The sequence below is a fragment of the Nocardiopsis codii genome (genome assembly GCF_036327455.1).
Classification (GTDB): Bacteria; Actinomycetota; Actinomycetes; order Streptosporangiales; family Streptosporangiaceae; genus Nocardiopsis; species Nocardiopsis codii.
The window spans coordinates 68,937-86,952 of sequence record NZ_JAUZMY010000019.1 but is presented as its reverse complement, the minus strand read 5'-3'; the positions used below and the strand labels follow the sequence as shown (position 1 = coordinate 86,952).

Sequence of the window (18,016 nt, the reverse complement as noted above, 5' to 3'; positions counted from 1 at the left end):
AAGGCATCCACGGAACACGCCCTAGCGGGGGCGCCGCCGCAGGGTGATCTGCGCGTTGGCTCCGGTGTCGGGATCCACCACGACCTCCTGGCCCGCGGCGATGCCCTCCACCACCAGGTCGGCGTCCACGGGCGCGGAGCGCTTGACCACGCCGAGGGCGATCGGGCCCAGTTCGTGGTGCCGGGCCGAGGTTCCCACCCGTCCGATGGCGCGGCCGTCCAGCTCGATCGGGCTGCCCACCTCCGGTAGGCGCTCCGCGGTGCCGTCCAGGTGGAGCAACACCAGCCGGCGCGGGGGACGACCCATGTTGTGCACCCGCGCGACCGTCTCCTGGCCCGGGTAGCAGCCCTTCTCCAGGTGGACGGCCCGGCCCACCCAGTCCACCTCGTGCGGGATGGTCCGGTCGTCGGTGTCCAGCCCGGGGCGGACCCGGTGCCCGGCGATCCGCTGCGCCTCGTACGCCCACATCCCGGCGGCACGCGTTCCGGCGGCCGTCAGCGCCTCGGCGGCCCTGGCCAGGCGCTCGGCGGGCAGGAACAGGTCGGTGCCGTCCTCCGCAGGGCGCGCGGGCACGTCGCCGAGCGACGCCGCCCCGATGGCCTCCGCCCGGCCCGGGCCGAGCACGGTGAGGACCGCCCGAGCGTCACTCAGGTCCTCCACCTCGACGCGGAGCATGAAGCGCATGGATTCCAGGAACGCGGCCAGCGCGGCTCCGCCCCCGGGCTCGGTGTGGATCCAGGTCGCCTCGCCGTCGTCCACGAGGGACAGGTGGTGGCGGAGGTGGCCCCTGCCGTCCAGGATCAGCGCCTCGGTGGCGTCCCCGGGGGCCAGGCCGCGGGTCAGCTGACTGGTGAGGTCGTTCAACCACCCCAGGCGGTCGGGCCCGCTCACCCGCACCACACCGCGGTTGCTCCGGTCGACCCACGCGCTCGAACGTTCCATGGCACGCCCCTCGTGGGCGGGGTCGCCGTAGTGCGCGGCGACTCCGGCGTCGTGGGACTCGGCGCTCACGGCGCCCGGTGTGCTCATCAGCGGCGAAGTCATACCGCCGAGACTAGCCGCCCCGTAAAGGGTCCGGAAACACGGCTCTGACCTGCGAATTCGCGCACAGGAAAAACATTTGCCCCCGGGCTTCCAGGGGACGTACTGTCGGTGTCACGCAAGAAAGGAGGTGGTCTAAGAGTGGTTGATCTTAGGACTGGCGAGGTGGCCGTCCGTTAGGGCGACGCACGCGTTCGCGCGGCGTCGTCCGTAGCGAATCCCAAACGGACACCCGGACCCCGGGCTGCCGGAATCGTCCGACCGGCCCCGCCTCCAGGCGGGAGGAAGCCCGGGGTCTGTCCGTGCCCGGACCCCGCCCCTACTTCTTCGCGTCGGTCCGCTTGAGCTGCGCCGACATGTACGAGCGCAGGCTGTGGCCGCTCGCCGCCAGGTCCCAGGCGTACCCCAGCGTCTCCCGGTCGTCGCCGAACAGGCCGTACAACCGGTGCGAGGCGGTCGCGTCGATGCCGGTCTCGGTGTGCACCACCGCGTCGGTGTGCATCTCCACCCGGTTCGCGAACACGTTGCCCAGGTAGACCTCGGTGAAGCCCTCGGGGTGCGAGATCAGCGCCTCCAGGTGCACGACCTGCTCACCCTCCTCGCGCGTCTCGGCCTCGGAGTCCGGGCGCACGCGCCAGTAGCCCGACTCCTCGGTGACGAGCTCGCCCGGCTTGCCGTCGGCGCCCATCCGCCAGGCCCTGCTCGTGTAGGCCAGGTACGGAAGACCGCCCGTGTGTGTGAACTCGATCTCCTGTCCGAACTGGAACTCGTCCACGTCGACGTAACCCGCGACGCCGACGCCCTCCCAGTGACCGATCAGGAAGGACAGTTTCGCCAGATCGGGGTGTGCCTCAGCGTCCATGACACCAGAGCGTAGCGGCGGCGGACGAGTGGCGGTGACGGCCGGCGTGCGAGCGGTGGCGTCCGCCACTCCCGTGCCGTGGTCCGGCCATGCCCAATTGGCCCCGGTTTCCCGAAGAACTGGTAAAGATTGTCACCAACGCGGTGTGGCCACGGGGTGTTACGCCAACCGCTGACGTAGACCTCCGACGCACTTCCATAAGGGGCGGCCTGTGTTACTGGTGATCGGTTCGGCGCTGCTCGTGGCCGCGGTGGTCCTCCTCCCTCTGACCGTCATCGCCCTCCGGCGCTGGCTCCGCCAGCGCGGACTGGCCCAGCTCCGGCCCGGGGCCCTCGCGGCGCAGGACGGCCAGAGGGTCACGCTCACCGGCGTGGCCGCTCCGGGGCCCGAAGGCCCCATCACGTCCGGACTGGCCGGTGTGGAGTGCGTGTGGCACGGCCACGAGGTGTTGCGCCACTACTGGCCGCTCAACCGCGACCGGGCCGAGGGCACGGTCCGCGAGCGGGCCTGCGACTCGATCGCCGACTACGGCTCCGACAACCTGTTCGGACTCGTCGCGGAGGGGCGCGAGGGCGACCCCGACCGGGTCCTCGTCGTCCCCGGCGACACCGAGCCCAGGGGCGCAGAGCTGTGCCTGAAGCGCCTGGTCGGCAGACCGCAACCCGGTGTGGCCTCGCCCGCCGACGACCTGCTGCCCCGTGTGCGCGGTCGGATCTCGGGCGTCTTCCGAGGGGAGACCATCGAGTTCGAGTACCGGGAATGGGTGATCCGGCCCGGCGCCCGCGTGCGCGTCACGGGTGAGCTCCGGGTCCGGGACGGGCGCGTGCTCCTGACCGCGCCCGAGGGCGGCACGATCAGCATCGAGCACGGCGTCGCGGAGCAGCCGGTGCGGGTCTCGCCCCGGCGCACCGAGGCGATCGTGTTCACCGCGGCCCTCGGCTTTTGCGCGGTGGCGGGGGCGGTTCTGACCCTCACGGCGCTGTGAGTAGGGTGGCGACCATGTCTCGTTCCTTGGTGATCAAGGTCACCGCCGGGGAGAATGATCCCGAGCGGTGCAACCAGGCGTTCACGGTCGCTGCCGCGGCCCTGGCCAGCGGGGTCGACGTCTCGCTCTGGCTGACCGGTGAGTCGGCGTGGTTCGCCGTCCCCGGCCGTGCTGAGGAGTTCCGCCTCCCGCACGCCGCCCCCCTCGAGGACCTCCTCGGAGCGGTGCTCGCCGCGGGCCGCGTCACGGTGTGCACCCAGTGCGCGGCGCGGCGGGACCTCACCCAGGACGACCTCCTGGACGGCGTGCGCATCGCCGGGGCCCCCTCGTTCGTGGAGGAGACGATCCAGGACGGCGCGCAGGCCCTGGTCTACTGACCCCCGTCTCCCGTCTCCCGTCTCCCGGCTCCGGACACGGCCGTGCCCGTACCGCCGACGGCGGCACGGGCACGGGACGTAGGAGGGGCCGTTACTTCTTGCCCTGGTTGGCGACCGCCTCGATGGCGGACTTGGCGGCCTCCGGGTCGAGGTACGTGCCGCCGGGGTTGGTCGGCTCGAAGGCGTCGTTCAGCTCGTAGACCAGCGGGATGCCCGTCGGGATGTTCAGTCCCGCGATGTCGGCGTCGCTGACGCCGTCCAGGTGCTTGACGAGCGCGCGCAGCGAGTTGCCGTGCGCCACGACCAGCACCGTCTTGCCCGCGGCCAGGTCCGGGACGATGGAGTCGTACCAGTAGGGCAGGGCGCGGTCCAGGACGTCCTTCAGGCATTCGGTGCGCGGCAGCAGCTCCGGGGGGAGCTGGGCGTAGCGGGCGTCACCCGACTGCGAGTAGGGGTCGTCGTCGGCGATGGGCGGCGGAGGGGTGTCGTAGGAACGGCGCCAGACCATGAACTGCTCGTCGCCGTACTCGTCGCGCGTCTGCGCCTTGTCCTTGCCCTGGAGCGCGCCGTAGTGGCGCTCGTTGAGGCGCCAGCTCCGCTCGACGGGCAGCCAGTGCAGGTCGGCGGTCTCCAAGGCGAGGTTCGCCGTGCGGATGGCGCGCTTGAGGAGGGAGGTGTGCAGGACGTCCGGCGTCACACCGGCGTCCTTGAGCAGCTCCCCGCCCCGGCGGGCCTCGTCCTCGCCCGTCGCGGAAAGGTCGACGTCCACCCAGCCGGTGAACAGCCCCTTCGCGTTCCAGACGCTCTCACCGTGTCGCAGCAGTACCAGAGTTCCCATGGGTCAAGCCTAGCCACCCGGTGGTGCGGCTCGGGCGCCCACCCGGCACCTGGGCGCCACGGCGGCACTGCCTGCGCATACGCGTGCGCCGGGCGCGCCCGGAACGGCGCGGACGGAGGCGCCGTGCCCGCGCCGCGGCTGCCCCCGCGGGGAGGCTGCGCGTCCGGGTGTACGGGGCGGCCCCGGTCCTACCGGTCGTCCCCGGCGTCGGTCAGGTGCGTGAACGCGCTCAGGTTGCGCATGTCGTGGCCGCGCTCCGCGCGCCACTTCCACTCCTTGCGGATCGCCGACGCGAACCCGCGCTCCAGGGCCCCGTTGAAGTTCTCGTCCGAGTAGGTGAGCACGCACCCGAGCAGCCGGTCGACCTCGCCGGGGGTGACGCCCTCCAACGGCAGGCGGCCGCGGATGTACACGTCGCCCACCTCGTCCGCCGCGAACGCCATCCCGTACATGTCGGTGTTCTTGCGCATCAGCCACAGGTAGAACGCGGCGTGGTTCTCGTCCGGCTGGCGGCAGAAGAACGAGGTGAGCGTGAGGCTGTGCGGTCCCGCCTCCAACCACACGAGGGTCCTCAGCTTGGCGCTGCCCGGAAGCGTGACGAGGAACGACCCCTCGCGCGGGCACTCCACCTCCAGCCCCGCCCCGGTCACCGCAGCGGTGATCGCCTCGACCGCGGCCTCGCGCGCCCCGTCGGTACCCACCTCGTACGCCCCCTCACTCGGTCACCTGTTCGCGGCCAGCGGCAGCGCGGGCGGGGTGATGCTCGCGCTGTACACGTTCAGCAGCTCGTCCACCGTCCGCGACCAGCCCAGGGTGGCGGCGTGCTTGGGCGCCGCCATCGCCAGCTTGGCACGCCAGGCCGGTTCGGCGATCATCCGGTGCAGCTGCGCCGCGTAGTCGGCCGGGTCGTGCCCCTCCACCAGGACCCCCGACACCCCGTCCGCCACGGCCGTGGTCAGCCCGCCCACACGCGCGGCGAGCACCGGGGTGCCACAGGCCTGTGACTCCACCGCCACAAGGCCGAACGACTCGGAGTAGGACGGCACCACGGTCACCGCGGCCGCCCGGTAGTGGTCGGCCAGCCGTTCACGGGTCTGCGCCGGCTCGATCCTCACCACGTCCGCCACCCCCAGGGACCGGGCCAGGTCCGTGAGCAGCCGGGGTTCGCGCATCCCGCCGCCGGACAGGCCGCCGACCACGCCCACCACCAGGCGCGACCGCAGCGAGGGGTCGCGCCGCAGGAGGTCGGCGGCGGCGCGGATCAGCACGTCGGGGGCCTTCAGCCGCTGTACGCGGCCCACGAACAACAGCAGTTCGGTGTCCGGGGGAAGGCCGATGCGGGCCAGCGCGTCCCGGCGCGAACCCGGACTGAACACCTCCAGGTCCACCCCGGGCGGGATCACGCTGATCTGGCCGTCGCGCGCGCCGTAGTGCTCGCGGAGCTGGCGGGCCTCGTCGTCGGTGTTGGCGATCAACCGGTCGGCCTGGTGGACCAGCTGGTCCTCGCCGCGCACACGGAGCTCGGGTTCGGGCACGTCGCCCTCGGCCAGGGCGGCGTTCTTCACCCGCGCCATGGTGTGCATCGACTGGACCATCGGCACGCCCCAGCGGCGGGCCGCCACCACACCGGCGCGGCCGGACAGCCAGTAGTGGCCGTGCACGAGGTCGTAGTGGCCGGGGTCGCCCTGGGCCTCGGCGCGCAACAGGCCGAAGATGAACGGGCACAGGTGCTCGGCGAGCGTGTTCTTGTCCAGGTGGCCGTAGGGGCCGGCGGGCACGTGCCGTACGTTCACGCCGGGGGCGAGCTCCACGACCGGGGGCAGGTCGGGTTCGGTCGCGCGCGTGAACACGTCGACGGCCACGCCGCGTTCGGCCATCCGGCGGGCCACCTCGACCACGTAGACGTTCAGCCCTCCGGCGTCACCGGTGCCCGGCTGGTCGAGCGGCGAGGTGTGCAGACTGACGGTCGCGACTCTGGAAGGGACCGCCGTCTGATCTCCCAGGGGAACGATTCCCGACACCGGTGGGTCCCTTCAGTTCGTGTATACAGCCGCTGTCCTCAACAGCGACGAAGGTACACACTGTTCCCGCCCGGATTGTCCGAGGGGCCTGCTATTGACCGCTCGGCGGCCAGGGTGTAGCGGACCGGCCCGCCACCAGGACGTCCACCGTGTCGGGAAAGGCGCGCCTCCACGTGCCGGGGGCGTGCCCTCCGACAGGGTGGACTGTGGCCACCGTCATACCGTGCTCCGCGAGAAGGCCGGGGCTGCGGTCCGCCTCCCGGGGGGCGCCGCGACTCCGGAGCGGAGCGTGGTCGTCTCCGCCCTCCGCCGGGGAGGACCCGATGCCGAGCCCCTTCTCCGAGGACGGGGCAGGCCGGTGCTGTCGGGGCCGTTCGGGCGGCGGATCCACAGGGGCCGCGTCGCAGCGTCACGCGTGGCGACGGCCGTGTCCGGGCGGTCCCCCTTCCGGAGCCCGTCGGCGCCGCGCGGGCGTCACGCGGCGCACACCCGCCCGGCGGGCGGCGGCAGGACCGCTCAGACCGAGACGGAGTGCCTGAGCCGCAGGTCGTCGGGGTACGGGCGCAGGTACGTCTGGTCCCTCGCCCACGCGACGTCCTCCGCCGCGCAGTGGTGGCGCAGGAGGGCCACCGGGACGCTCAGCGGCACCTGCTCCCTCCGGTAGTCCTCGATCGCCTCCAGCAGGTCGTGCCTGCGGGCGTCGTCCAGGAGGGAGCTCAGCATCCCGAAGGCGTGCTGGAGCGCGTTGACGTGCCTGCCGCGGCTCGGCAGGACCGCCATCGCACGGTGGAACGCCTCCGTGTACGCGGCGACGGTCTCCTCGCGGTCCGCGGTGCCGGCGCGTGCGACGATCCGCCCGGTCTCGCGGTACCCGTCCGGGGAGTGCGACATCAGTTGCAGCTTGTGCCGACTGTGCAGATCCACCAGGTCGCGGGGCCGCCACGGCGACTCCCAGAGCTCCCGCAGCCTGGCGTGGGCGAACACCCGCTGCGCGAACTGCTCGCGCAGGACCGCGTCGGACAGGCGCCCCTGCTCCTCCACGGGGAGGGACGGCAGCAACTCGGTGAGTCTGCGGGCGAACGCCCCGCGCCCCTTGCCGTCCACCCGGTTCCCGTCCTCGTCGAACACCGGCAGGGCGAACAGGCCGCAGCTGGGCGACTTGTTCTTGAGGACGTACCCGTCCAGGCGGCGCAGCTGGGAGAGGTGCTGGTCGGCGATCCCCGCCAGCTCCTCCGACACGTCGGTCCCGTCCTTGCTGGAGACCACCCGGTCCTCCCCGTCCCGGCGCCGGAGGCGCAGGGTCGGGCGCGGGACGCCCAGGCCGATCTCGGCCTCGGGGCAGACCGGGAGCCAGTTGACGTGCCGGTCGAGCTCGTCGGTGAGGAAGCGGGAGCGCGAGTGGCCGCCGTTGTAGCGGACCGGCGCGCCCAGCAGGCAGCTGGACACACCGACCAGCGGGCGAGAGGGGGCCTTGGCGGCGGTCTGCGCAGGTGGCGGGTGTGTCTTCATGGGTCATCCTTACCCGGTCCAGGGGTCCCGCATCGGATTTCCACAGGAGCATTCGTGGAACTAGGGTGTTCCGATGAACACGAAGAGTAGTGATGCTCGCGATCCAGGCCGGGAGCGCCGCCCGGACGCCCCCACGCTCGTCCTGTTCACCCAGGACCTGCGCGTCCGCGACCACCCCGCCCTCACGGCCGCGCTCGACCGCACAGGGACCGTCGTCCCGGTGTTCGTACTCGATCCGGCGGTGGCCGAGCGCTCCGCCCGCAACCGCGTCGCGCACCTCGCCGACGCCCTGGCCTCCCTCCGGGCCGGGCTCCGCGAACGCGGAGGCGACCTGGTGGTCCGCCGGGGGGACACCGTGGAGGAGGTCCGCGCCCTGGCCGGGGCCACCGGCGCCGACACCGTGCACGTGACCGCCGGGGTGAGCGCCCTGGCCGCGCGCCGCACCCGGCGGCTGCGCGCGGCCGGCCTCTCCGTGCGGGCCTTCCCCGGCCTCACGGTGGTCCCGCCCGGTGAGGTCACCCCGGCGAGCGGGGACCACTACAAGGTGTTCACCCCCTACTGGAGGGCCTGGGAGGCGCACACGTGGCGCGAACCGCTCCCCGCCCCGGACCGGGTGGCACTCCCCGGCGGGGTGCGTCCGGGAGACCTGCCCGGCGACGCCGGGCGCGGCAGGGGGCGCCTGGCCGACCACCTGCCCGAGGGCGGCGAGCGCGCCGCCCGTGAGCGGCTGCGCGCGTGGGTGGAGCACGGACTGGCCGACTACCCCGACCGCCACGACGACCTGCCCGGGGCCGCCACCTCGCACCTGTCCGCCGACCTGCGCCTCGGCTGCCTGTCCCCACTGGAGACCGCCCTGGCCGCGGGCAGCGGACCGGGCTCGGGGGAGTTCGTCCGCCAGCTCGCCTGGCGCGACTTCCACCACCAGGTCACCGCGGTCTTCCCGGACATGAACGTCCGCGACTACCGGCCCCGGGACAAGGAGTGGCGGCACGACCCCGACGCCCTCGCCGCGTGGAAGGAGGGCCGTACCGGAGTGCCGATCGTCGACGCGGGGATGCGCCAACTGCTCCGCGAGGGGTTCATGCACAACCGCGCCCGCATGATCACGGCCGCCTTCCTCACCCGCACACTGCGCGTGCACTGGCGGGAGGGGGCCGACCACTTCTTCGAGCACCTCCTCGACGGGGACGTGGCGAACAACTACGGCAACTGGCAGTGGGTGGCGGGGACGGGCAACGACACCCGGCCGAACCGGTCGTTCAACCCGCTGCGCCAGGCCCGGCGGTTCGACCCCGACGGCGTGTACGTCCGCCGCTACCTGACCGAGCTCGCCGACCTCCCCGGCGCCCGCGCCCTCACACCCTGGCGGGAGGAGAAGGCGCCGGAGGGGTATCCGCCACCGATCGCCGACCCCGGGCACTGACCCCGGAGCGGCCTCGGAACCGGGACTGTCGGGAGACCGTGCCACCATCCAGGTCCACCCCGAGACGGACGGAACCGAACGATGGACTGGATACCGGTCACAGGCGGATACGCGGTCCGCCTACGCGGAACCGGAGGCGACACCCGACTCGTCTGCCGAAACCCCCGGGGCCGTGAGCTGGCCCGTGTGCCCGCCTCCCTCAAGGACGACCCGGACGTCGCCGCCCTGCGCGGGCTCCGTGCGTGGCTCGGCGAGCACGAGGAAGGGGCGCACGGCACGGTCCTGGTGTGGGTCCTGCGCTCCCTGCCCGTCCCCGCGCCGCTGATCGCCGCGCTCTGGCCGGACGCCGCCTGGCGGCGAGCCCTGGGGGGACTCGTCGTCGCGCCCGCAGCCGACCCCGCCGGAGTCTGGAAGCGCGACGAGCTCGGCCTGCTCACCGACGCCGACCCCGACCGCGGACTGCGGCTCACGGGAACCGACGGCGCGCACCGGTGGACCGGCGCCCCCGCCGTCGTCGCCCCGCACCCCGCACTGATCGGCGACGCCGTCCCCGACTGGCGCGGGGCCGCCGCGCCGCTCGGGCTCGACCTGTGGTCCCCGCAGTTCGACCACCCCGTGTGGCCTCGGGCCGACGACGTGCCGCCGGACACCGCGGCGATCGAGCTGGAGAGCCGGTTCGACTACGAACTCGGGTCGACCTTCGAGCGCCGTGTCAACAGGCTCGGCGGGCGCATCCGGGGCGAGACCGCCCATTTCCTCCTCTACGGCGCCCGCCACGGAGACGGCCCCGTCCCCGCCAGCCTGTCCCTGCGCTGGCAGGGGCCCGACACCATGGTGGACGTGCGCTCCCTGGCCTGGGACGCGCCCCCCGGGGGGATCGACGAGGTCGCATGGTCCGAGAGCGTGCGCATCCTCGTCGACCTGTACGACCACCGCTCCGGTGCGGGGGAGGACGGGCTTCTCGCCCCCGACCCCCGGGTCCGGGCGGCCCGGCACCAGCACCTGTGGACCCGGGACGCTGCGGCCCGCGAGCCCGCCGAGCCGCGCCGCGCCCTCCTGGCCGCCGACGGCGTCGCGCCCCTCCCAGCCGGCCCCGGGGAGGACGTCCTCGTCGCCCTCCGACTCGCCCACCCCGCCCTCGACGGCCCCGTGGTCACCCTGGAGCCCCGCCACTCCGCCTCCGCGCAGCTGGAGGCCCTCGCCCTGTTCGGGCTCCGGGGAGACGGCGAGACGGAGACGGGCGCGCGGCGCCACCGCCCGCCCGGCTTCCTCGCGGTCGCGCTCTCACGGGCCCCCGAACTCCGGGAGACGGCGGTCGGCCTCCTCCCCGCCCTGGCACGCCAGGGGGAGGTCGCCCGGACCAAGCCGGGCCGGGCGCACCGGGCGCTCACGGCGATCGGTGACGCGCTCTCCGACGAACACCCCGTCCTGGCCGCCCCCTTCTACGACGAGTGCTCGCAGGTCGTCCTCGAGGCGGGCAGCCCCACCTACGCGATCCGGCTCTTCGACCAGGCCAGGGACGCCGAGCGCACGTCCGCCGACGTGGACGAGGACGCCGTGGTCGCCGCCTACCGGCGCTTCCCCGCCCTCGACGCGCTGCCGCGCAGCCTGCGCACGCACGCGGAGAGCCTGGCCGCCCGCCTCGAACCGTCCGAGGCCTACCGACGGCAGCGCGACCTCGTCACAACCTGGTGCGAGGGCGACCGCCGGGCCTCGGCCGACCTGGCGGCGGGGCTCGCCTCCCTGGCGGACGACGCCGGGATCGTCCCGGGCGGGGACGGCTCCGACGACCCGGAGGCGGACGCCCGGGCCCTGCGGGCGCTTCTCGTCAGCGGCTCGCTGGAACTCGCTCCGAAGCGGGCGTGGGACCGGTTCGGCCCCCTCCTCGCCGCCATGGCCCGGCACGACCCCCGCGACGCCGGGGTGCTCGCCACCCGGCTGCCCGCGCCGTCGGGGACGTCGGCCAGGGCCGCGGCCTCGGCGATCGGCGTGCTGGTCCGCGCCCTGCGCGGCGCGGGCCTGACCGCGCCCTTCAGCGGCGACACCGCTCTCACCGGAGCCCAGGTCAAGGACTGGCTCGAACGCTTCCTCACGCTGTACACGGCGGCCCGGCCACCGGTCGACGGTCTCGCCGAACTCCTGGCCGACGCGGGCGCCAGGCTCCGTTCCGAGGGTCTGACCTGTGACGTCTCCGGGATGCTCGCGTACGACTACCGGAACCCCCAGCCGCTGGACCTGCTCGACACCGCAGTGTCCAGCGGAGTCCCGGCCTCCGGTCCGGGGGACCGGGAACCGGCGGTTGTCCTGCACCACCGGGCCGGGGCCGAGCGCCGCGACCGGGACCTCTCCGGGCTGGCCGCCGACCCACGATGGCGGGTCGTGCTCACGGACGCGGCCTGGGCCGGAGACGACCTGAACGAGTTCGGACGCCCGGGATGGGTTCCCGTCCCCGAGGACGCCGACCACCACGCACGCCAGGCCGGGGTCCGCGCCGCACAGGAGACACGCGCACTGGCGGCCGTGCCCGGTGTCTCCGACGTTCTCCGCGCCTCCCTGGACCAGCACGCCGAGAACGTGGCGGGGGAAGGGCTGGCCGGACTGCACCGGGCGGCCTGTGCCGTCGCGCGGTTCACGGCGGGCGAACCGCCCGCGTGGTGGGGGGAGCGCGCCGCGGCGATCGCGGCCGCGGCCGATCCGGAGGCGTCGCTCGCGCTCACGCTGCGGTCGGGGATCGCCGACGAACTGGCCCTCGCGTCGGCGGAGGAGGGAGACCTCCCCGCCCGCATCGACCTCGTCGAGCACGGCACCGGTCTCTTCCTCGTCGACCACGACAGCGCCTCGACCATCGCGCGGATCGGCCGCGAGGAGCGGGGGCCGTGGGTGAGGACACCCTTCTCCAGCTACTCCAGCGCGTCGAGGTGCCCCGTGTGCCTCGCGTCGGTGGCCGACGGAACGGTCACGAACCGGCGATACACCTGCGGCCACACCCGCGACGACCGGAGGACGGGAGCCGCCGAGGAACGGATCCGCTTCCCCGGTACCCGCGCCGACCTCACCGTGTCCAGGACGGGCGACGGACACCTGACGGTGTCGGACGAGGAGGGCAGGGCCCTCGCCGTCCACCGTGTCGGCAAGAGCGGGAGCAGCGGGTACGTCAACTCCGGCCCCTTCTGCCACCGCTACGCGGCGGGCACCCGGCTCGTGCCGCCCCCGGGGTGGTGGGGAAGCATGCGCCCGCGCGACGCCGAGGGGTCGGCCGCGCTGCGGACCGTGGACAGCGAGCACGCGGCGCGCCTGCTGGCCGCCGTCGACCGCGGGCTGGGGCGCCGGATCGTCCTCGCCACCGACAGGATGGCGCCGCGCGGCCGACTGGACGAACGCACGGCCTGTGTCGAGGAGCTGACCGCGCTCGTCCGGCCCCTGCTGCCGGGGGTCACCCACGCACGGCTCCTCATGGGCGTGACGTCCCTGGTGTGGACGGCCGTGGAGAGCCGCGAGCGCCTGGCGGACGCGGTCGCACTCGTCTGACGGCGCGGGGCGGCAGCCGGGGCCGCCCCGCCGCCTCCTGCGTCCGGGCCGTGCCGGAGGTCAGGGCGTGTCGAACGCCGTCCGGAAGGCGGTCAGCGCCGCGTCGTCGAACAGTACCAGGCGGATGTCCGGCACGCTCGGCCGCGCGGTACGGATCGCGTCGGCGGCGATGCGCGCCGCGTCGTCCATCGGCCAGCGGTACACCCCGGTGGAGATCGCGGGGAAGGCGACCGACTCCGCGCCCAGTTCGCGGGCGACCCGCAGGGACTCGACGTAGCAGGAGGCGAGCAGCGCGCTCCGGTCCTCGGCGGCGCTGTACACCGGGCCCACGGTGTGGATCACCCACCGCGCGGGCAGCTCGCCCGCCGTGGTCGCCACGGCCTGCCCGGTGGGCAGACCGCCCCCGTAGTGTCCGGCGCGCAGCGCTCGGCACGCCTCGAGAACGGACGGGCCACCCTTGCGGTGGATGGCGCCGTCCACCCCTCCGCCTCCCAGGAGGGAGCTGTTGGCGGCGTTGACGATCGCGTCGACGCTCTGCTCGGTGATGTCGCCGCGGACGAGTTCGATACGGGAGCGCGGTGGGGAACCCATGGGTCTTCCTTCCGGTAAGGACCGGCAGTATCGCACCGCGTGCCCCCGGGCCGGGGGATTCGCGCCCGCGCGGCGGTGGTGCCGGGGCCCCGGCCGACCGGAGGCCGGTCCTGGCGCCGGCCCGCGGGCGCCCCGCCCGCGGACCGAACAGCCCGTGCGTCCCACGCACCCCCGTCGCCCCACACGGTGCCGCTCCCGTCCGACACCCCTCCGGCCGGGCCCTCCGGCAACCCCTCCGCCCCCGCCGCCCCGCGGCGAGGGCCGTCCCTTTCCCGCCGCACGCTCCGTCACCCGGCTCCGGGCCGCTGACCAGGCTCTCCGCGAGCGCGATCCGCCTCACCCCGCCAGGGGCGGCGACTCCCCCGGACCGGGACGGCGCCCCGGCCGAGCCGGTCCCACGGAGCCCGATCCGCGGCCCCGGATCCCTTGTCCCACAGGACACGAGGAATTAACGTGGGGGTACGACAGTGCGTAGTACGACCCGCAGTAGACTCGTGGTCATGAATCGGCTTGGCGAACTCGAACGCGCGGTGATGGATGTACTGTGGGCACGGAATGAACCAATGACGGTTCGTGAGGTCGGCAAAGCGCTCTCCGAGCGCGACCTGGCGCACACGACCGTCATGACCGTGCTCGACAGGCTCGCCAAGAAGAAGGTCGTCACCCGGGCACGTGAGGGTCGTGCGTGGCGATACCGTCCGGCAGCCAGCCGTGAGGCCTACGTGTCCGAGCTGATGTTCGACGCTCTCGGGCAGACCGGTGATCGTGACGCGGCCCTGGCCGCCTTCGTCCAGTCCATGGACGGCACGGAGGCTGCCGCGCTCCGGCGCGCACTCGCGGAAATCGAGCAGCCAAGGAACTAGTCCGAATGGTCAGTGCCGCACTACTCTCCCTCGTCGCGGTCGGCTGTCTCATCGCCATGGAGGCGCTGCACCGGGCCAAGTGGCCCTCGCGCGGCCCCTACACCGCGGTGATCACCTGGCAGACCCTCGGCCTGGCCTGGGGTGTGTCCACCATCGGCGCCCTCCTGGCGTTCGGACTCTCGTCCTACGAGCTCGGTGCCGCCGGAGGCTCCCTGGCCCTCGCCACCGACGCCCTCACCGGTCAGCTGCTCCTCGCGGAACTCTCCCAGGGAGTCGAGGGCATCAGCCACATCGTGGCCGTCGTCCTCGCGATCATCCTGACCCTCGTCCTGTTCTACGGCCTGGTCTCCTCCTTCGTGCAGGTCGTCCGCGTCCGCCGGCGCCACCACGACCTCCTCGAACTCGTCGCCAGCGAGCACCCCGACGTACCGGGGGCCCGCGTCGTCGACCACCCGGCCGCCGCCGCCTACTGCCTTCCGGGCGTGCTCCGCTCCCAGGTGGTCATCAGCGCCGGCGCCCTCGCAGTCCTCGACAACCGGGAGCTGGCCGCGGTCCTGGCCCACGAGCACGCGCACCTCCGCCAGCGCCACGACCTGGTGCTCCTGCCGTTCTCGTCGCTCAAGCGCGCGTTCCCCCGGGTCAGACTGGTCCGCACCTACTACGAGAGCGTCGCCCTGCTGATCGAGATGTGCGCCGACGACCAGGCCAGCCGCCGCAGCTCCTCGCGTGAGCTCGCCATGGCGCTCCTGCGCTTCGGCGCCGCCGGCCCCGCCCCGGTCCCGGCCGGGGCCATGGCCGCGGTCGGCCAGGCCGAGCCCGGCGTCATGCGTCGGGTCAACCGCCTCCTGCGCCCCGACGACGAACTCCCGTACCACGCGGGCGCGGTCATCATGGGCGGCTCGGCGTTCCTCCTCGCCGCGGTCACCTGCCTCTGGCACATCCCGGTGTGACCACCGGCCCCGCAGGTCAGGGGTCCACGGCCGGGACGTGGCGGCCGCACGACCGTTCGCACCGCGGACGCCCCCGCCCCGGCGGCCCTCCCGGCCCGCGGTGCGACACATGTGATCCGGACCTCCGCGGGCACGATTGCCGGTCCCGGTCCGTTTACGGTGGAGAGTGGGCGGACCCCCGCTCGGAACGTATTCGGGAGTGTGCGTCTTGTTCGGACTGATCTGGCAGCTCATCTACCTGGTCACCTTCGTGGCCAGTCTGTACGCGCTGATCGAGGCCATCCGCACGCCTGCCGCGGCGTTCGAGCTGATGGACAAGCAGACCAAGAAGCTGTGGGTCATCCTCACCGGCCTCGCCACGGGACTCTCCCTGCTGGCCGTGTTCTCCGGCAGCGGGATGTTCGTCATCCTCGGTCTGGTGGCCACCCTGGTCTTCCTGCTCGATGTGCGCCCGGCGGTCAAGGGCGTGGGCGGAAACCGCAACAACGGCCCCTACGGTCCCTGGTAGGGCCTCCGTGGCGCGGTCCCCGGCAGGTCCTCCGGGCGGCGGTCACCTTCGTCCCTCGGTGACCGCACCCGTCCGGGGGGCCTCCTCGCCCTCCATGGCGGTCATCACCCGCCAGAGCGCCCCCGCGTAGGCCGGGTCGCTCGTGTAGTAGGAGTGGCCCAGGATCTCCGGCCTCCTGGCCTCCCCCGGCGGGGCGTCGTAGCCCCGCGGGTCCGGGAGGGGGTCGGCCTGGCCCACGGTGCGCAGGGCCCCCGGCCCTCCGGAGCCGTCCCGCAACCGCACCGGCCCCGCGATCGCGTCCGTGACCCGCCACAGGTTGTGCCACGCCGACACCCGCTCCCGGAGGTCGGCGAACGGCTCCGGCCCGAAGTAGGCCGGGAAGTACCTGGCGTACAGGCGGTCCAGCGGGGAGCCGTGCGTGATCAGCGCGATCCGGCCCAGGCAGTCCTTGGGCAGCTGCCACACCGTCGCCGCCGCCAGCACCGAACCCTGGGAGTGCCCCGACAGCACCACGTCGGTGTCCTCCCGCGTCATCCTGGCCACCCGCGCCGACAGCTGCGGCACCGCCCGCTCCGCGTAGGAGGGCGGCGCCAGCGGGTGGGCGACCCGCGGCCAGAACGTGCCCACGTCCCACAGGGCGCCGACCGCCTGCCGCGTCGGCCGGTCGCGGTACGCGCTGCGCCCGATCCACGCCAGCGTCACCAGGGCCGCCCCGCCCAGCAGCGAACCGACGCCGATCAGTCCCGACACCGTGCTCTGGGCGGCCCCCTGCACCTCGCCCGACACGGCCGTCGCCGCGGGGGCCGGGCCGGCCGCCAGGTTGCCCGTCAGGGCCGAGTAGAGCGCCAGCGCTCCCAGCGCCACCGCCGGGAGCAGGAAGGCCACCAGCACGGAGGGCAGCACCTCGGTCATCCGTCCCGTCGCCCGTGCCCGGGCGATCTCCCAGGTGCGGCGGTCGCGCACGCTGCGCGCGTAGTCCTCGGTGACCCTCGGCAGGTGCGCCCGGGTGCTCCGGCGCAGCTCCAGGGCGAGCACGCCCGCCACGCCCACGGCGATGGCGGCCTCCAGCGCGAACGCCAGCTGGAGCCATGAGTAGGCGGAGGGCACGGACAGCGGCAGGCAGTCCACGCCGGGCGTGGACAGGGAACCGCAGCCGCTCAGCCACAGCGACCCCTGGTAGACGAGCGCCGCCGAGAAACCGCCGCCCAGGAGGGTGCCCAGTGCGGCCGTGGCCGGGCCCGCCAGGCCCCGCATCGCCGCCCCGTCGTGCGCCCGGTCGACGGCGAACAGGGTCAGCGCCGCCACCAGCATCAGCAGCACCAGGGCCACCTGCACGGCGAACAGCGTGTTGAGGATCGCCCCGTGGCCGGGCAGCCGCCCGGCAGCCGCCCAGTCCGTCCGCGGCCAAGCCGTGTACACGGCCACCGCGACGCCCAGGACGAGGGTGGCGTCGCGCAGGCGTCGGCAGACCCGGTCGGCCCGGGCGTTCCAGCGCGGGTCCACGCCCGGGACCAGCACGCTCAGGACGCTCACCGCGACCACCGCCGCCAGAAGGACCGCCAGCACCGCGCCGGCCGTCCAGAGGCCTGCGCCGCCCCCCGCACCGTCCCCCCGGGAGAGCAGGTCGTGCCGCAGCGCGGGGATGAGCAGGAGCGCGGCGACGGTGCCCAGGGCCACGGAGATGTGGGCCGACCGCAGCCGCGCCATCGTCTCGCTGTTGCGCCAGAAGGAGGCCTGGCTCAGCGGAGCCGCCGCACTCGGCCTGGGCGGCACCGACGCGGCGACCACCTCGTACTCGGCGGCCGTGCGCCGCGAGAGCCGCCACAGCACCACCACCACGGCCACCGGCAGCACGGCGCCGACCAGCAGGGCCGTCCCCGGCGCGGACAGCACCGACGCGGGCGACGCCAGGAACGCCAGCCACGGGCGCGCCCGGACGCACTCCTCCCCCTGTCCGGCGGCGCACTGCCAGGCCACCAGGTCCATGCCGATCCCCCCGGAGGCCAGGGTGATGAGCATGGTCAGCGACAGGGCCAGAAGGCGCACGCTCGCCCCGTACGCGTTGTTGGCCAGCCGCCGCACCCCCTTGGGGGCCCGGTCCATCCGGCCGGGCCGCATCCAGTACGCGACGTTGGTCAGCATGAACGGCAGCAACAGCAGCCAGAACGCCCGCGAGGAGCTGCCGGAGGTGAGGTTGCCCCAGGCGAAGATCTCCCGGCGCACACCGGGAACGGTCTCGGTGTCGGCCTTGCGGCGCCACCGGAAGAACCCCGCCAGCCGGTCACCGCCCACCCGCATGGCGGGCTCCACGTCCAGCAGTTCCTCGGCCTGGCCGCCGCTGACTCCGTGCACGCGCAGCTCCACGCAGTTGCGCTCGGGCGGGTCCGGCGCGGCCGCTGCGGACGAGGGGGCTGGGTAGGGCGGGAAGGAGGAGGTACGGGGGCCGGGCACGGCCGGATCAGGCTCAGGGGTGCCGCGCGAGACGGCGGGGTCCGACATGAGAAGCATCCTGCCACGCTG

At 74.0% G+C, this 18,016-nt stretch carries 15 protein-coding genes; 7 read left to right on the top strand and 8 right to left on the bottom strand.

Annotated elements, in window-relative coordinates; all coding sequences use genetic code 11:
• Positions 1-21: 21 nt before the first annotated feature.
• Positions 22-1,044 carry a CAF17-like 4Fe-4S cluster assembly/insertion protein YgfZ gene (ygfZ, locus tag Q8791_RS19340; RefSeq protein WP_330093148.1) on the bottom strand — a complete coding sequence of 341 codons (1,023 nt, stop codon included), beginning with the start codon at positions 1,042-1,044 and terminating at the stop codon, positions 22-24.
• A 316-nt stretch (positions 1,045-1,360) separates the two neighbouring features.
• Complete coding sequence (locus tag Q8791_RS19335; RefSeq protein ID WP_330093147.1) at positions 1,361-1,903, bottom strand: nitrobindin family protein; 543 nt, start codon at positions 1,901-1,903, stop codon at positions 1,361-1,363.
• A gap of 211 nt (positions 1,904-2,114) precedes the next feature.
• Here Q8791_RS19335 and Q8791_RS19330 point away from each other — a divergent pair, with 211 nt between their 5' ends.
• Both Q8791_RS19330 and Q8791_RS19325 read left to right on the top strand, forming a co-directional pair.
• Positions 2,115-2,888 carry a GIDE domain-containing protein gene (locus tag Q8791_RS19330; protein WP_330093146.1) on the top strand — a complete coding sequence of 258 codons (774 nt, stop codon included), beginning with the start codon at positions 2,115-2,117 and terminating at the stop codon, positions 2,886-2,888.
• A gap of 14 nt (positions 2,889-2,902) precedes the next feature.
• Positions 2,903-3,265, top strand: a complete 363-nt coding sequence (locus Q8791_RS19325) for a DsrE family protein (protein WP_330093145.1) — start codon at positions 2,903-2,905, stop codon at positions 3,263-3,265.
• A gap of 91 nt (positions 3,266-3,356) precedes the next feature.
• Here Q8791_RS19325 and Q8791_RS19320 read toward each other — a convergent pair whose 3' ends face one another.
• The 4 genes from Q8791_RS19320 to Q8791_RS19305 form a co-directional block, all read right to left on the bottom strand.
• Positions 3,357-4,103, bottom strand: coding sequence for a phosphoglyceromutase (locus tag Q8791_RS19320; RefSeq protein ID WP_330093144.1), 747 nt, complete (start codon positions 4,101-4,103; stop codon positions 3,357-3,359).
• A 188-nt stretch (positions 4,104-4,291) separates the two neighbouring features.
• Positions 4,292-4,804 carry a YbjN domain-containing protein gene (locus Q8791_RS19315; RefSeq protein ID WP_330093143.1) on the bottom strand — a complete coding sequence of 171 codons (513 nt, stop codon included), beginning with the start codon at positions 4,802-4,804 and terminating at the stop codon, positions 4,292-4,294.
• A gap of 21 nt (positions 4,805-4,825) precedes the next feature.
• Complete coding sequence (gene mshA / locus Q8791_RS19310) at positions 4,826-6,124, bottom strand: D-inositol-3-phosphate glycosyltransferase (protein WP_330093142.1); 1,299 nt, start codon at positions 6,122-6,124, stop codon at positions 4,826-4,828.
• A 516-nt stretch (positions 6,125-6,640) separates the two neighbouring features.
• The gene (locus tag Q8791_RS19305; protein ID WP_330093141.1) at positions 6,641-7,633 is read right to left on the bottom strand and encodes a YbgA family protein; all 993 of its coding nucleotides are present in this window, start codon (positions 7,631-7,633) and stop codon (positions 6,641-6,643) included.
• A 73-nt stretch (positions 7,634-7,706) separates the two neighbouring features.
• On the opposite strand from Q8791_RS19305, the gene Q8791_RS19300 reads away from it, so the two are divergent.
• Together Q8791_RS19300 and Q8791_RS19295 are read left to right on the top strand one after the other, a co-directional pair.
• Positions 7,707-9,056 (top strand): cryptochrome/photolyase family protein, encoded by a 1,350-nt coding sequence (locus Q8791_RS19300; RefSeq protein WP_330093140.1) that lies wholly within the window; start codon positions 7,707-7,709, stop codon positions 9,054-9,056.
• Positions 9,057-9,137: 81 nt separating this feature from the next.
• Complete coding sequence (locus Q8791_RS19295) at positions 9,138-12,584, top strand: hypothetical protein (RefSeq protein ID WP_330093139.1); 3,447 nt, start codon at positions 9,138-9,140, stop codon at positions 12,582-12,584.
• Positions 12,585-12,644: 60 nt separating this feature from the next.
• On the opposite strand, the gene Q8791_RS19290 is transcribed toward Q8791_RS19295, so the two are convergent.
• Positions 12,645-13,175 (bottom strand): O-acetyl-ADP-ribose deacetylase, encoded by a 531-nt coding sequence (locus Q8791_RS19290; RefSeq protein ID WP_330093138.1) that lies wholly within the window; start codon positions 13,173-13,175, stop codon positions 12,645-12,647.
• 500 nt (positions 13,176-13,675) lie between these two features.
• Here Q8791_RS19290 and Q8791_RS19285 point away from each other — a divergent pair, with 500 nt between their 5' ends.
• The 3 genes from Q8791_RS19285 to Q8791_RS19275 all read left to right on the top strand — a co-directional run bounded on the left by Q8791_RS19285 (position 13,676) and on the right by Q8791_RS19275 (position 15,496).
• Complete coding sequence (locus Q8791_RS19285; RefSeq protein ID WP_330093137.1) at positions 13,676-14,038, top strand: BlaI/MecI/CopY family transcriptional regulator; 363 nt, start codon at positions 13,676-13,678, stop codon at positions 14,036-14,038.
• Positions 14,039-14,043: 5 nt separating this feature from the next.
• Positions 14,044-14,988, top strand: coding sequence for a M56 family metallopeptidase (locus Q8791_RS19280; protein ID WP_330093136.1), 945 nt, complete (start codon positions 14,044-14,046; stop codon positions 14,986-14,988).
• A gap of 208 nt (positions 14,989-15,196) precedes the next feature.
• Positions 15,197-15,496: a DUF2516 family protein gene (locus tag Q8791_RS19275; RefSeq protein WP_330093135.1), complete on the top strand. Its 300-nt coding sequence runs from the start codon at positions 15,197-15,199 to the stop codon at positions 15,494-15,496.
• Positions 15,497-15,538: 42 nt separating this feature from the next.
• On the opposite strand, the gene Q8791_RS19270 is transcribed toward Q8791_RS19275, so the two are convergent.
• Positions 15,539-17,995, bottom strand: a complete 2,457-nt coding sequence (locus Q8791_RS19270; RefSeq protein ID WP_330093134.1) for a hypothetical protein — start codon at positions 17,993-17,995, stop codon at positions 15,539-15,541.
• Positions 17,996-18,016 lie beyond the last annotated feature (21 nt).